A 12434-nucleotide genomic window follows, 5' to 3' on the forward strand; every position below is an offset into this window, starting at 1 on the left:
TCGGTTCCGGTCGGCGCCCAGGATGCCTGTCCGGGGTTGTTCGCCGATGGGCGGATGCCCGTCCTCACCAATCCGAAGCTCGCCGTTCGGGCGACTCCGCTATGCTTCGAGGCCTTTCGCGGTGCTGCATTCCGGCGTGACCCGCACGCCCCTTTACGCCGCCGAGCACCTCACCCGCGCCAGCATCGCCGCGGCCCGCGCGGTGGCACGCGACGATTCCTTCCACGAAGAGGCGCGCCTGCCGGAAGACCAGCGCGCCGGCCTTGAGGATTATGTCCGCAGTGGGTTCGACCGGGGCCATCTCGCGCCGGCCGGCGACATGCCGACGGCAAGCGCCCAGGCCGAGTCGTTCAGCCTCGCCAACATCACGCCGCAGAACCGCGTCCTGAACCGGGGGCTCTGGGCCGATATCGAGGAGGGCACCCGGCGCCTGACCAGCCGGCGCGGTGCGCTCTTCGTGGTCACCGGTGTGATCTTCTCCGGCGACGCGGTGCAGCAGATCAAGGGCGGCGTGCTCGTCCCGACCCACTTGTTCAAGGCCCTCTACGATCCGGCGAGCGGCGAGGCCGGAGCATACCTCGCCCGGAACGACGATTCGAAGGATTGGCGCGTGCTGTCGATCGACGATCTGCGCCGGGAATCCGGCATCGACGTCTTTCCCGGCCTGCCGCAAGCGGCTCGCGCGACCGCGATGAGCCTCCCGGATCCCCAGGCCTCCGCCCGCGCGGACGAGCGCCGGCCCCGGCACGAGCAGACCTGGCAGGAATGGCTGGAGCGCGAGCTGGCCCGAGCGGCGCGGAAATTCCTGCGCGACCTGCTGCGTTCGTTCTTCTGAGAGGACCCATGCCCAAGGACACGCAACGCGCCTCCAGCGGCGCGACCGAGGATCCGAAAGCCTTCACGCCCTTCGCGGACGATGCCGGCGTGCGCACCATCGGCAGCTTGAGCTTCGAGAACGGCACGGACCGGATCGCCCTGCACGGATCCCTCGACATCACNCGCGACAGGACCGGGCTGGAGCAGGCCCGGCTTCTCCGGAAGACGCTGGACGCGATCGTGAAGACCCTGGAGGCCTCCGATCTGCCCGAAGCGGTGGCCGAGGCGCCGGACGCGCCGCCGCGATCGGTGAAGAACCCGTTCGCCTGAGAGATCGGCGCCCCGCGACGGCCGGGCCGTCCTTGCCGCTTCCCGGCGGGCCTGATACTCCGAGAGGGTCATTCCTATATCTTAGGGACGCGCGTCCAGGACGGGGACTGATCCCCCGTGCCTGACCCGTGCCGCTGGCACGATCCGCGCAGTCCCGAACAACGCGCCGAGGACGATCCGCGATGGCTCGCGAATTCATCTACCACATGCGGGGCCTGACCAAGGCCTATACCGGCGGCAAGAAGGTCCTGGATAACGTCAACCTGTCGTTCTACCCGGACGCCAAGATCGGCGTCCTGGGCATCAACGGCGCCGGCAAGTCGACGCTGCTCAAGATCATGGCGGGCCTCGACAAGGAATACACCGGTGACGGCTGGGTCGCGCAGGGTGCGCGCGTCGGCTATCTGCCGCAGGAGCCCCAGCTCGATCCGAACAAGACCGTCCGCGAGAACGTGATGGAGGGCGTGGCCGAGAAGCAGGCCATGCTCGACCGCTACAACGAACTCGCCATGAACTACTCGGAGGAGACGGCCGACGAGATGACCGAGCTCCAGGACCGGATCGAGTCGCTGGGCCTCTGGGAGCTCGATTCGAAGGTCGATCAGGCCATGGAGGCCCTGGGCTGCCCGAGCGACGAGCAGCCGGTGGCCACCCTGTCGGGCGGCGAGCGGCGCCGCATCGCCCTGTGCCGCCTCCTCCTGTGGGAGCCGGAACTGCTCCTCCTCGACGAGCCGACCAACCACCTCGACGCCGAGACGGTGAACTGGCTGGAGGGCCACCTGCGCCAGTATCCCGGCGCGATCCTGATCGTGACCCACGATCGCTACTTCCTCGACAACGTCACGAGCTGGATCCTGGAGCTCGATCGCGGAAAGGGCATCCCGTACGAGGGCAACTATTCGGCGTGGCTGGTCCAGAAGCAGAAGCGCCTGGAGCAGGAGGGCCGTGAGGACATGGCCCGGCAGCGCTCCATCGCCCGCGAGCAGGAGTGGATCGCCGCCTCCCCGAAGGCGCGCCAGTCCAAGTCGAAGGCCCGCATCACCCGCTACGAGGAGCTGGTGGCCAAGCAGGCGCAGAAGATCGATGCCGCGGCCCAGATCGTCATTCCGATCGACGAGCGGCTCGGCAACAACGTCATCGAGTTCGAGCATCTCAGCAAGGCGTTCGGCGACCGGCTGCTGATCGAGGATCTGTCGTTCAAGCTGCCGCCGGGCGGCATCGTCGGGGTGATCGGCCCGAACGGCGCCGGCAAGACCACGCTGTTCAAGATGATCACCGGCCAGGAGAAGCCCGACAACGGGAAGATCGACATCGGCGAGACGGTGAAGCTCGGCTACGTCGACCAGTCCCGCGACGCCCTCGATCCGAACGCCACGGTCTGGCAGGAGGTCTCGGGCGGCAACGACATCATCTATTTCAACAAGCGCGAAATCAATTCGCGTGCCTATTGCGCGGCCTTCGCCTTCAAGGGGCCCGACCAGCAGAAGAAGGTCGGCACGCTCTCGGGCGGCGAGCGCAACCGGGTGCACCTCGCGCGGACCCTGAAGGGCGGCGCCAATGTGCTGCTCCTCGACGAGCCGACCAACGACCTCGACATGGAGACCCTGCGCGCCCTCGAGGATGCGCTGGAGGACTACGCCGGCTGCGCCGTCATCATCAGCCACGATCGCTGGTTCCTGAACCGCATCGCGACGCACATCCTCGCCTTCGAGGGCGACAGCCACGTGGAATGGTTCGAGGGCAACTTCTCCGAATACGAAGCCGACAAGGTGCGCCGACTCGGAGCGGATTCGATCATGCCGAAGAAGATCAAGTACAAGCGGTTCTCGCGCTGAGGACCGGCCCCGTCGTTCCGGGGCCGTAACGGCGAAACCGGAACCGAATAGCCGTTGACGGGCGAGGTCCAGCCCTGGACCTCGCCCGGGTACGCTCTGAACACGGCCGGGAGGAATCCATCGGCCGGTCGCGCGGTCCCTGCCCCCGGTTCAAAGCCTCTGCGGCGCTCCGGCGCTGCAGAATGACGGAGCGATCGGGAGATCGGATGTCGTGCCCCCCTGCGCCCGGGGGGAAAGGCGGATGCGCAAGCTCCCGGAGCGCTTGCAGAGCCGGAGCGTGCCACCCCGGGGACCGGGACGGCCTCGACGGCCGGCCGCCCGATATGCCCTCATCCGAGTCGCGCCCGGGCCTCCGACAGAATCGTGGACAGGCTCCGCGAGAGCGGGATGGCTGGAGTCCACCCGGTGGCGGTTGCGAAGGCCGTGGAATCACAGCCCTCGCTGCGCACGCCCGCCGCCCGGACCCGATCGGGCGAGACCCGAAGGGTGAAGCGTGCGCCCGTCATGCTGCGGAACATCTCCAGGATCTCGGCGACCGGCGTCACGACTCCCGATCCCACGTTGAAGATTCCGCCATTCGGAAGATCGTCGATCTGTCCGATCACGCGCAGGCACGCCGCGGTGACATCGGCCACGTCGACGAAATCGCGCCCGGCGGAGAGGTCGCCAACCTCCAGGCTCGGGGGCACCAAGCCTCGCTCGATACGGGCGATCTGCCCCGCGAAGGAGGCGACCACGAACGTCTCACTCTGACCCGCACCGATGTAGTTCGATGGTCGCAGCACCAGATGCTTGACGCCGGCATTCGCCAGGACATCGCGCAGGATGTACTCGCAGGCGTTCTTGGTTCGGCCCGAGATGGTGTCGGGACGCGGCGTCACGGTCTCGTCCGGACGTGCCTGCTCGCGGAACGCCTCCCCGTAGACGACGGTCGAGCTGAGGAACACCAGGGCCGCACGGGTCTTCGCCACCGCCTCGGCCAGGTTCAGCGTGCCGAGCAGTTCGGCCCGCCAGGCATAGGACGGTGTCTCGCTCGACTGGGCCACGGACGCCAGCGCCGCCAAGTGGAACACGATGGTGGGGTCGAAGGCGGCGATCGTCTCGGCGAGTTCGTGGGCATCGAACGGATCGACGGCTCTCAGCGACACGCCGCCGAGGGGCGGTTGCGGAGCCCGATCCAGGCCGAGGATGGAGCTGCCGGGCGGGAGTCCCCTGTGCAGCGCCTCGAGCAGGCGGCGGCCGAGATAGTCTCCGGCTCCGGTGACGAGGACGCGCATGGCCGTTGCCCTGAACCTTGCCCTGTAGCGCGCCCCGGGCCTTGGCCCTCCCGATGGCGGGCGAGAAGCCGGGATCGCCCACCGCCTCTATACCGGGCTCAGCCACGATGCGAGAGGCTCGAGGCGCTCCGCGGAGCGTCGGACCATCAGGGCGACGGATCCCTGCGCCGGGCCGAACACAGGCGCGTGATCGGCGCAGCCGCGCACCGCAGGCGCGCTATTGTTGCACTGCAGACTCTGCCGTATCCCACATCCGGTCGGAGACCGCCGCGGTGATGAACTGAGTGACGCGCGTCGACGATCTTGAGCGGCCCGCTGCCATGAAGCAGCGGACGATCCCCGCGCCGGAAGCCGGCACGCGGCCCACGAAGCCCGTCCGTGACGCCCGGGTCGACGTGGTGCGCGGGCTGGCGCTGCTGACGATCTTCGTCGACCACATCCCGCGCAACGCGCCGGCCCTGCTGACGCTGCACAATTTCGGATTCTCGGATGCGGCCGAGATCTTCGTTCTGCTCGCCGGCTATTCCTCGATGATCGCCTATGGCGGCCTCTTCCGCCGAGCCGGCGTCCGGACGGCGCTGGTGCGCATCGCGCAGCGCTGTCTGCGCATCTACCTGTTCCAGGCGGGGCTGCTTTTGGCGACCCTGGTCATCGTCCGGATCTGGATGGACATCACCGGTCTCACGCCGCGGTTCGGCGTCGCGCCCCTGCTGCAGATGGGGCTGCTGCCGGGCCTGCTGCGCGGCCTCGCGCTGAACGCGCTCCCGAATTACCTCGATATTCTGCCGCTCTACATTCTCCTTCTGGCGCTATTTCCGCTGATCTATCTCGGGATGCGGCGCGGGATCTGGGGCGTCCTGGCGCTGTCGGCGACCCTGTGGATTGCCGCCAACGTCGATCATCAGCTGAACCTGCCGAACGCCGCGGCGGTCGATGAGGGCTGGTACTTCAATCCCTTCGCGTGGCAGTTCCTGTTCGTGCTCGGAGCGGCCCTCGCCGTCTGGGTCCAGGCCCAGGACGGATTGCTGCCGTGGCGTGGCTGGGCCGTCGCCATGGCCTCGGCCTATCTCGCCTTCGCCTTCTTCCAGGGCGGCTCCTGGGCGGAATGGGGGCTGCCGGACCTCCGGCCGCTGTCGATCGGGGTCCCCGACAAGAGCCATGTCGGCCCCCTGCGCCTGATCAACATGCTGGCCCTGGCCTACCTGCTGTTCAGCATACCCGCGGTGGCGCGTCTCAGCCGGTGGCGGCGGCTGCGCCTGATCGATGCCTGCGGCCGGCACTCGCTCGAGATCTTCGCAGCCGGATGCCTGGCGGCGCTCATCGGCCGCATTCTCTATCGGACCTTCGACGCCACATGGCCGCTGCAGATCGCGGTCAATCTCGGCGGGCTCGCGGTCATGCTCGGATTGGCGCACCTCCTGGATGCGCGCCGCCGCGGTGCCGCCGCTCCGGGCCCGGACCTGCACCGGCCGGGATAGGACGCGAGGAGAGACGATGCCGCCGATGCGCCGCAAGGGTGACCTGCCCGAGAAGGTCTGTGCCCAGTGCGGCCGCCCGTTCGCGTGGCGCAAGAAGTGGGCGCGCGTCTGGGACGAGGTCCGCTACTGCTCCGACCGATGCCGGGCCGAGGCCAAGGCAGGGCGCGGGCGCACCGTCGGGGCGAGCGCAGAAACCCGACCCACGACCGCGCAACAGGGATAGGCGGCGCGCCGCCGGATCGACCGCAGGCACGGACGGCCGTCAGCGCGATCCGTCTCACACCGAGGGCGCCGATGGCTCAGGCCGGACCACGGCTCAGGGCGGCAAGCCCGGCCGGCGTGTCGATGTCGAGGGCGGTGGCCGTATCGCCTGGGATCTCCAGCACGTCGGGCCGCCCCCTGAGCAGCGGTCCGGCCCCGTGGTCGCCGGCGAGGCGGCCGATCTCCTCCCCGAGGCGACGCAGGTTGAGCAGGACGGGATTGCCGCGCCGCCCGTCCTGCACCGGCACCACGGCAGCAGGAGCCACCGCAGCCCCCGTGAAGGCGCTCACGAGACGGTCGATATGGGCGGCCGTCACCCGCGGCATGTCGCCCAGCACGATCACGGCGCCCGTGCAGCGGGGTGGCAACGCCGCGAGACCGGCGCGCAGCGAGGATGCCAATCCGGTACGGTAATCCGGATTGTCGATCCGGATCAGGTCCAGCCCGGCCAGCGTCGCGCGGACCGCCTCCGCGTGCGCGCCCAGCACGACCACCACAGGGCGGGGACAAGCCTCGAGGGCGGCCTCCGCGGCGTGGCGCACCAGCGGCTTGCCGTCGAGGGGGGCGAGCAGCTTCGGCGCGGAGCCGAACCGGCTGCCGAGGCCCGCGGCGAGCAGAACCGTGCCGACCTCCGACATCCCCGAGATCCTCTCCCGCCTCAATCGTCTGTCGCCGGATCGCGCGCGTCCCCCGTCACCGCGCCGCCGGCGCGGGGCTGCGGACGCGAGACGATCTCCATCAGCAGACCGCCGACACCGAGGGCGACGATGTCGGCGCGGGTTACGGCCAGATCTGCGAGCAGACGGTGCAGAATCCAGTCGAATCCGTTCTCCTTCGGCGAGCGCGCGCAGCCCGGGGCGCCGACCACCGGCACGTCGCCCCGGGCACCGACAAGGAGCAGGTTGCCGGGATCGACCGGCATGCCGAGGTGGGCGACATGCCCGCCGGCCGCCTCGATTCCGGCCGGGATGACGTCGCGGCGGTCGGCGATGGCCGAGGCACCGAACACAACCACGAGGTCCGCCCCGGCTCCGTCGATGAGATCGGTCACCGCAGCAGCCACGGCGTCGTCGGTGTGGGGGATCCGGGCTTCGGCGACGATCGCGGCGCCCGCGGGGGCGAGACGTTCGGCCAGAACCCGGAGCGTCTTGTCGATGGTGGCCTCCTTGAGGCTCGGCAGCCGCGTCGAGACCACGCCCACACGGCGGCGGCGATAGGTCGCCACCGCCAGCGCGTCGGCACCGGCCGCCGCACAGGCGCGGGCCAGCACGGCGCCCGGCACGGCGTAGGGGATGATCTTCACGGTGGCGATCATTTCGCCCTCGATTACCGGCCGGAAGCGCGGCAGCGTCGCCACCGTCACCGCCTCGTCGACGGCGTTGACGGCCTCGATCCGGGTCGGGTCGAGCGTCAGCACCCCGGGCCTCTCGGCGAACAGGTTGCAGCGGCCGGTGAACGGCGACTCGACACGCAGGTTCGCCCCGCGAAGACAACCGGCGAGCCGCGCGGCCGCGTCGTCCTCGCCGACATCGCCCGGCTCCAGGGCGGCCACCACGATCTCCGAGAGGCCGGTCCGCGCGAGACCGGCGGCCTCCTCCGGGCCGATCACCGCCCCCTTGCGCAGGGTGATGTCAGCCCGCCGGACCGTATGCGCGCTGATCAGTCCGCCCGCCTCGGCGAGCGGGACGGTCCCGAACCTCACGCGACCTCCGGACGGGGCGCGCGGCGCAGGCACGCCACCACCTCGGCGAGCACGGCCAGCGCGATCTCGGCGGGACTGACGGCACCGATCGGGAGCCCGATCGGTGCGTGGATCCGGCCGATCTGCGCGGGCGTGAACCCCGCCTCGGTGAGCCGCGCGACGCGGGCCGCGTGGGTCTTCCGGGAGCCGAGGGCGCCCACGTAGAAGCACTCGGCCGCCAGGGCCGCCTTCAGCGCAGGATCGTCGATCTTGGGATCGTGGGTCAGGGCTGCGAGGGCGCAGTAGCGATCCAGCACCGGGACGGTTGTGCCGAGGGCGGCGTCCGGCCACTCGGCGACCAGCGCGATGCCCGGGAAACGCTCCGGCGTGGCGAATGCGGTGCGGGGGTCGATCACCGTGAGCGCGAGGTCGAGCCCGGCCGCCATCGGCGCCATGGCCTGCGAGATGTGGACGGCGCCGACGACCACGAGCCGCACCGGCGGCACCTGCACGGTGAGGAAGAGGGTCCGCCCGTCAGCCTCGACGAGGCCGCTCTTGCCGGACGCAAGGTGTTTCGCCAGGACGTCGGCCAGGGGGTCGACGGCGAGGTCCGACTCGCGCACGAGGCGCTGCGCGCCGTCGGCGATGTCGGTGACGAGGATCGCGGCGCGGCGGGCCGCGCGCTCGTCGTTCAGCGCCGCAAGGATGTCGCTGCGCATCAGTCGACCCGCTCGACGAAGACCCGGATCCGCCCGCCGCAGGACAGGCCGGCCCGCCAGGCCGTCTCGTCCGCGACGCCGAACTCGAGGACGCGCGGCGTGCCGGCCTCGATCACCTCGAGGGCCTCGGTGATGACCGCGCCCTCGACGCAGCCTCCCGAGACGGAGCCGAGGAAGTTGCCGTCGCCGTCGACCGCGAGGTGGCTGCCCACGGGCCGGGGCGCCGAGCCCCAGGTCTCGATCACGGTGGCGAGCGCCACGGCGCGACCGTCGCGCCGCCAGGACTGGGCGGCGGAGAGGATGTCTGTATCGGTGCTGAGCATGGCCTCGTGGACTTTCGGCCGGCGGGTGCCCCCCGCTTCCCACAGGTATGGCCCACGCGCCGCCGTGCAAGGCGCCCTCCCACTCGCACACCATGCCCACCGCCCGGGGCACCGGGCCTGTGGCCGTGCGCGCGCCTTGGCCGATCCCGGCGCGGATGCGATAACAGGCCGGCCAAGCGTTCCCGCTCAGACCATGTCCGCCACCGTCGAACGGAGTTCATGCCAGACGACCCGCCCCTGCTTTCGCGGGAGGGAGCGGCGCGTGCTCCGGGTGACGTGAACGCGCCCGATCCCGCTCTGGCGCGCAGGCTGCGCAAGGATCCGCCGCCGCGCTCCGCGCCGCACCGCCTGTGGCGGCGCATCAGCCGGGCGATCGGCGACGTCCTGCCGAAGGGCCTCTACGCTCGCTCGCTGATCATCATCATCGCGCCGGTCGTCCTGCTCCAGTCGGTGATCGCCTACACCTTCATGGAGCGGCACTGGCAGCTCGTGACCAAGCGCCTGTCGGCGGCGGTGACCGCAGACGTGGCCGCCTTGATCGACATCTACGAGAGCTACCCGCAGGACAAGGATGCCGAGACCCTCTCGCGCATCGCCGGGGAACGGCTGAACCTCGACCTCGACATCCTCAAGGGGGCCAAGCTCCCGCCGCCGGGCCCGCGCCCGTTCTTCTCGATCCTCGACGAGGCCCTCTCGGATGAGATCAAGCGCCAGATCCGCCGGCCCTTCTGGATCGACACGGTCGGCCGCTCCAACCTGATCGAGATCCGGGTGGCGATTCCCGACGGCGTGATGCGCATCACCGCGCGGCGCAGCCAAGCCTACGCGTCGAATTCGCACATCTTCCTCGTCTGGATGATCGGCTCCTCGCTGGTGCTGCTCGGCGTCGCGATCCTGTTCCTGCGCAACCAGATCAAGCCCATCCTCCGCCTCGCCGCGGTGGCGGAGGGCTTCGGCAAGGGCCGGGAGATCGAGTTCCGGCCGCGCGGCGCCCGCGAGGTGCGCCAAGCCGGTCACGCCTTCATCGAGATGAAGCGGCGGATCGAGCGGGCGATGGAGCAGCGCACGACGATGCTGAACGGCGTCAGCCACGACCTGCGCACCATCCTCACCCGCTTCCGCCTGTCCCTGGCACTGGTCGAGCAGACCAGCGAGATCGAGGATCTCAGCCGCGACGTGGATGAGATGAGCCGGATGCTGGAGGGCTACCTCGCCTTCGCGCGGGGCGACTCGGCCGAGCCCGCGACGCCCACGGACATGCGCGCCCTGCTGGAGGACCTGCGGACCGACGTGGAGCGCCTCGGCGCCCATGTCTCCGCCGTGGAGCTCGTCGGCACGCCCGAGGTCACGGTCCGTCCGGGCGCCTTCCGGCGTTGCCTGTTCAACCTCGCGGCCAACGCCGTGCGCTACGGCGAGACGGTGGCGATCTCCGGCCGACTGGAGGCCCGGACCTTCTTCGTCTCCATCGACGACGACGGGCCGGGCATTCCGGCCGAGAGCCGCGAGGACGTGTTCAAGCCGTTCCTGCGGCTCGACGACGCCCGCCAGGACGCCGGCGGCTCCGGGCTGGGCCTCTCGATCGCGCGGGACATCGCCCGCGCCCATGGCGGCGACATCACCCTGCACGACAGCCCCCTGGGGGGTCTGCGGGCCACCGTCCGGGTTCCGGCCTAGGCCGGATCAGGCATCGGCGGGCCGGCGCAGGCGCAGGTGCTCGGCCTGCACATTCCTGATGAGATGATCGAGGCTGGCCTCGTCGAGGCCGGCGCCGACGAGCCGGGTGCGCAGGCTCGCCTCGCCGTGCCACGCGTAGCCGGCATCGTGCGGCAGGTGGCGCAGCAGGAGGGCGCTCACGATCGATTCACGCCGGTAGGCGGGGTGGCGCAGCAGCTTCCCGATATGGAGGACCAGCATGTCGACGCCGGAGGTCGCGGGGTCCGAAGCCCCCGTGCCCTTCCCATTCCCACTGACCGATGCCCGACGCATACATGCCCGCCTTTGAGAGGCGATACTCTCGCGCCAAATGATTGCACATCCATGAGCGTTCGGACGAGCCGGCGAAAAACTGCCGATTCCGGGGTCCCAACCTTCGCAGCACGGTGATATGCAGGGTCGTTTTCCCAGGGCCGCGGTCAGCCGCGCGCCGGATTTCGAGTGCCGCACATGAACCCGCTCGTCCCGCTCTTCATCCTGCTCTCGCTGCCGCTCGCGGCCATCGGGCTCGTGCTCTACACCGACGAAGGCATCAACCCGGACCTGTTCTACGCCTCCGTGAAGACCTTCGTGATCCTGGGCGCGATCGCGGTGGCGATGTCGTTCGGTGCGATGAAGCTCTCCGAGCGGTCCAAGCACTGAGATCCCACCGCCCGGAGGGCGCGATGCTGCAGGTGGTCCCGGCCTTCTCGCGTATCGGCGAGGAAAACGCCTTCGCGGTGCTGGCCCGCGCCCAAGCACTCGCCGCGCAGGGCCGGGACGTGATCAACCTCGGTATCGGCCAGCCGGACATGCCGACCCCCGCCCACGTGGTCGAGGCGGGCATCAAGGCCCTGCGCGACGGCCACCACGGCTACACGCCGGCGGTGGGCATTCCGCCGCTGCGCGAGGCGGTGGCCCGCGACATCCATCGCCGCCACGGCGTCGAGGTCTCCCCCGAATCCGTGATGATCGTGCCCGGCGGCAAGGTCACCATGTTCATGGCGATCCTGATGTTCGGCGCGCCCGGAACCGAGATCCTGTATCCGGACCCCGGCTTCCCGATCTACCGCTCGATGATCGAGTTCACGGGCGCGACGCCGGTCCCCGTGCCGATCCGCGAGGAGAACGGTTTCGCCTTCTCGGCGACCGAGACCCTGGCGCTGATCACGCCGAAGACCCGGCTGCTGATCGTCAACTCACCCGCCAACCCGACGGGCGGCGTGACACCGAAAGCCGAGATCGACGCCCTGGTGAAGGGCCTGGCCGAGCACCCCGACGTCGCCGTGCTGTCGGACGAGATCTACGGCACCATGACCTACGACGGCGAGACCCATCACTCGCTGCTCAAGTATCCCGAGATCCGCGACCGGCTCGTCTACCTCGACGGCGCGTCGAAGACCTACGCGATGACCGGTTGGCGCCTCGGCTGGTCGGTCTGGCCGAAGCCGCTCTACGACGCGGCCCGCAAGCTCGCCGTCAACGCGCATTCCTGCGTCAACGCGGCGACCCAGTGGGCCGGCATCGCGGCGCTGGACGGCCCCCAGGACTGCGTGACCGAGATGGTCGCCGAATTCGACCGGCGCCGGACGATCGTGGTGGACGGTCTGAACGCCTTGCCGGGCGTGTCGTGCATCGCGCCCAAGGGCGCGTTCTACGCCTTCCCGAATATCTCCCGGACCGGCTGGAAGGCGAAGGCGCTGGCGTCGGCCCTTCTGGAAGAAGCGGGCGTCGCGGTGATCGGCGGCCCGGATTTCGGCGTCCACGGCGAGGGCTACATCCGTCTGTCCTATGCCAACTCGGCCGAGAACATCCGACGTGCATTGGACCGGATGGGCACGTTCCTCAGCGAGCAGAAGCCGGCCTGACTTTCCGTCGGGTCGGAAAAGCCCCTCGTCGCGCCCTCACCCTGAGGCGCCGGAGCGCGGGGGAGGCCTGAAGGCGCTTCCGGATCCGTCGATGATTCCTGAAACCCGCCTTCGAGGCCCGCTGCCGCAGGCGCGGCGACGGGTGGGATCGACC

13 protein-coding genes and 1 pseudogene are annotated in these 12434 nt (G+C 70.0%); 8 read left to right on the forward strand and 6 right to left on the reverse strand.

Translation table 11 applies throughout. From position 1 onward, the window contains the following. The 3 genes and pseudogenes from I53_RS21200 to ettA all read left to right on the forward strand — a co-directional run. Positions 1–835: pseudogene (locus I53_RS21200) on the forward strand (DNA/RNA non-specific endonuclease); the annotation flags it as partial. Between the two features lie 8 nt (positions 836–843). After that, complete coding sequence (locus tag I53_RS21205) at positions 844–1146, forward strand: hypothetical protein (RefSeq protein WP_043354388.1); 303 nt, start codon at positions 844–846, stop codon at positions 1144–1146. Positions 1147–1328: 182 nt separating this feature from the next. Continuing rightward, complete coding sequence (ettA, locus tag I53_RS21210) at positions 1329–2981, forward strand: energy-dependent translational throttle protein EttA (RefSeq protein ID WP_043354390.1); 1653 nt, start codon at positions 1329–1331, stop codon at positions 2979–2981. Positions 2982–3310: 329 nt separating this feature from the next. Here the strand turns inward: ettA and I53_RS21215 are convergent, their stop codons facing one another. Next, entirely contained in the window at positions 3311–4258 is a 948-nt protein-coding gene (locus tag I53_RS21215) for an NAD(P)-dependent oxidoreductase (protein ID WP_043354393.1), read from the reverse strand. Between the two features lie 284 nt (positions 4259–4542). Here I53_RS21215 and I53_RS21220 point away from each other — a divergent pair, with 284 nt between their 5' ends. Together I53_RS21220 and I53_RS31655 are read left to right on the forward strand one after the other, a co-directional pair. Then, entirely contained in the window at positions 4543–5736 is a 1194-nt protein-coding gene (locus tag I53_RS21220) for an OpgC domain-containing protein (RefSeq protein ID WP_043354395.1), read from the forward strand. A 16-nt stretch (positions 5737–5752) separates the two neighbouring features. Continuing rightward, positions 5753–5959: a DUF2256 domain-containing protein gene (locus I53_RS31655; RefSeq protein WP_187294393.1), complete on the forward strand. Its 207-nt coding sequence runs from the start codon at positions 5753–5755 to the stop codon at positions 5957–5959. 76 nt (positions 5960–6035) lie between these two features. On the opposite strand, the gene I53_RS21225 is transcribed toward I53_RS31655, so the two are convergent. From I53_RS21225 to I53_RS21240, 4 genes are read right to left on the reverse strand one after another with little or no spacing between them, the layout of a single operon-like run. Continuing rightward, the gene (locus I53_RS21225) at positions 6036–6635 is read right to left on the reverse strand and encodes a nucleotidyltransferase family protein (RefSeq protein ID WP_085987693.1); all 600 of its coding nucleotides are present in this window, start codon (positions 6633–6635) and stop codon (positions 6036–6038) included. A gap of 20 nt (positions 6636–6655) precedes the next feature. Beyond that, positions 6656–7699, reverse strand: coding sequence for a molybdopterin-binding protein (locus I53_RS21230; RefSeq protein WP_043354397.1), 1044 nt, complete (start codon positions 7697–7699; stop codon positions 6656–6658). Then, on the reverse strand, positions 7696–8397 hold the full coding sequence (locus I53_RS21235; protein WP_043354399.1) for an XdhC family protein: 702 nt from the start codon (positions 8395–8397) through the stop codon (positions 7696–7698). The genes I53_RS21230 and I53_RS21235 overlap by 4 nt, the downstream gene beginning before the upstream one ends. After that, positions 8397–8720, reverse strand: coding sequence for an XdhC family protein (locus tag I53_RS21240; RefSeq protein ID WP_043354401.1), 324 nt, complete (start codon positions 8718–8720; stop codon positions 8397–8399). Before I53_RS21240 ends, I53_RS21235 begins: the two co-directional genes overlap by 1 nt. Before the next feature lie 276 nt (positions 8721–8996). Between I53_RS21240 and I53_RS21245 the strand changes: the two genes are divergently transcribed. After that, complete coding sequence (locus I53_RS21245; RefSeq protein ID WP_043354403.1) at positions 8997–10394, forward strand: ATP-binding protein; 1398 nt, start codon at positions 8997–8999, stop codon at positions 10392–10394. A gap of 6 nt (positions 10395–10400) precedes the next feature. Here I53_RS21245 and I53_RS21250 read toward each other — a convergent pair whose 3' ends face one another. Continuing rightward, positions 10401–10634 carry a hypothetical protein gene (locus I53_RS21250; RefSeq protein ID WP_236952712.1) on the reverse strand — a complete coding sequence of 78 codons (234 nt, stop codon included), beginning with the start codon at positions 10632–10634 and terminating at the stop codon, positions 10401–10403. Positions 10635–10883: 249 nt separating this feature from the next. Here I53_RS21250 and I53_RS21255 point away from each other — a divergent pair, with 249 nt between their 5' ends. Both I53_RS21255 and I53_RS21260 read left to right on the forward strand, forming a co-directional pair. Next, positions 10884–11075 carry a hypothetical protein gene (locus I53_RS21255; protein WP_043354407.1) on the forward strand — a complete coding sequence of 64 codons (192 nt, stop codon included), beginning with the start codon at positions 10884–10886 and terminating at the stop codon, positions 11073–11075. A 23-nt stretch (positions 11076–11098) separates the two neighbouring features. Then, positions 11099–12280, forward strand: a complete 1182-nt coding sequence (locus tag I53_RS21260; protein WP_043354409.1) for a pyridoxal phosphate-dependent aminotransferase — start codon at positions 11099–11101, stop codon at positions 12278–12280. Positions 12281–12434 lie beyond the last annotated feature (154 nt).

Source organism: Methylobacterium sp. B1 (genome assembly GCF_000333255.1).
Lineage (GTDB): Bacteria > Pseudomonadota > Alphaproteobacteria > Rhizobiales > Beijerinckiaceae > Methylobacterium > Methylobacterium fujisawaense.

Excerpts from the sequence above, each read along its gene's own strand:
- I53_RS31655 (WP_187294393.1), top strand. The coding sequence starts at position 5,753 with ATGCCGCCGATGCGCCGCAAGGGTGACCTGCCCGAGAAGGTCTGTGCC.
- I53_RS21240 (WP_043354401.1), bottom strand. The coding sequence starts at position 8,720 with ATGCTCAGCACCGATACAGACATCCTCTCCGCCGCCCAGTCCTGGCGG.
- I53_RS21255 (WP_043354407.1), top strand. The coding sequence starts at position 10,884 with ATGAACCCGCTCGTCCCGCTCTTCATCCTGCTCTCGCTGCCGCTCGCG.
- I53_RS21260 (WP_043354409.1), top strand. The coding sequence starts at position 11,099 with ATGCTGCAGGTGGTCCCGGCCTTCTCGCGTATCGGCGAGGAAAACGCC.
- ettA (WP_043354390.1), top strand. The coding sequence starts at position 1,329 with ATGGCTCGCGAATTCATCTACCACATGCGGGGCCTGACCAAGGCCTAT.
- I53_RS21250 (WP_236952712.1), bottom strand. The coding sequence starts at position 10,634 with ATGCTGGTCCTCCATATCGGGAAGCTGCTGCGCCACCCCGCCTACCGG.
- I53_RS21235 (WP_043354399.1), bottom strand. The coding sequence starts at position 8,397 with ATGCGCAGCGACATCCTTGCGGCGCTGAACGACGAGCGCGCGGCCCGC.
- I53_RS21225 (WP_085987693.1), bottom strand. The coding sequence starts at position 6,635 with ATGTCGGAGGTCGGCACGGTTCTGCTCGCCGCGGGCCTCGGCAGCCGG.
- I53_RS21215 (WP_043354393.1), bottom strand. The coding sequence starts at position 4,258 with ATGCGCGTCCTCGTCACCGGAGCCGGAGACTATCTCGGCCGCCGCCTG.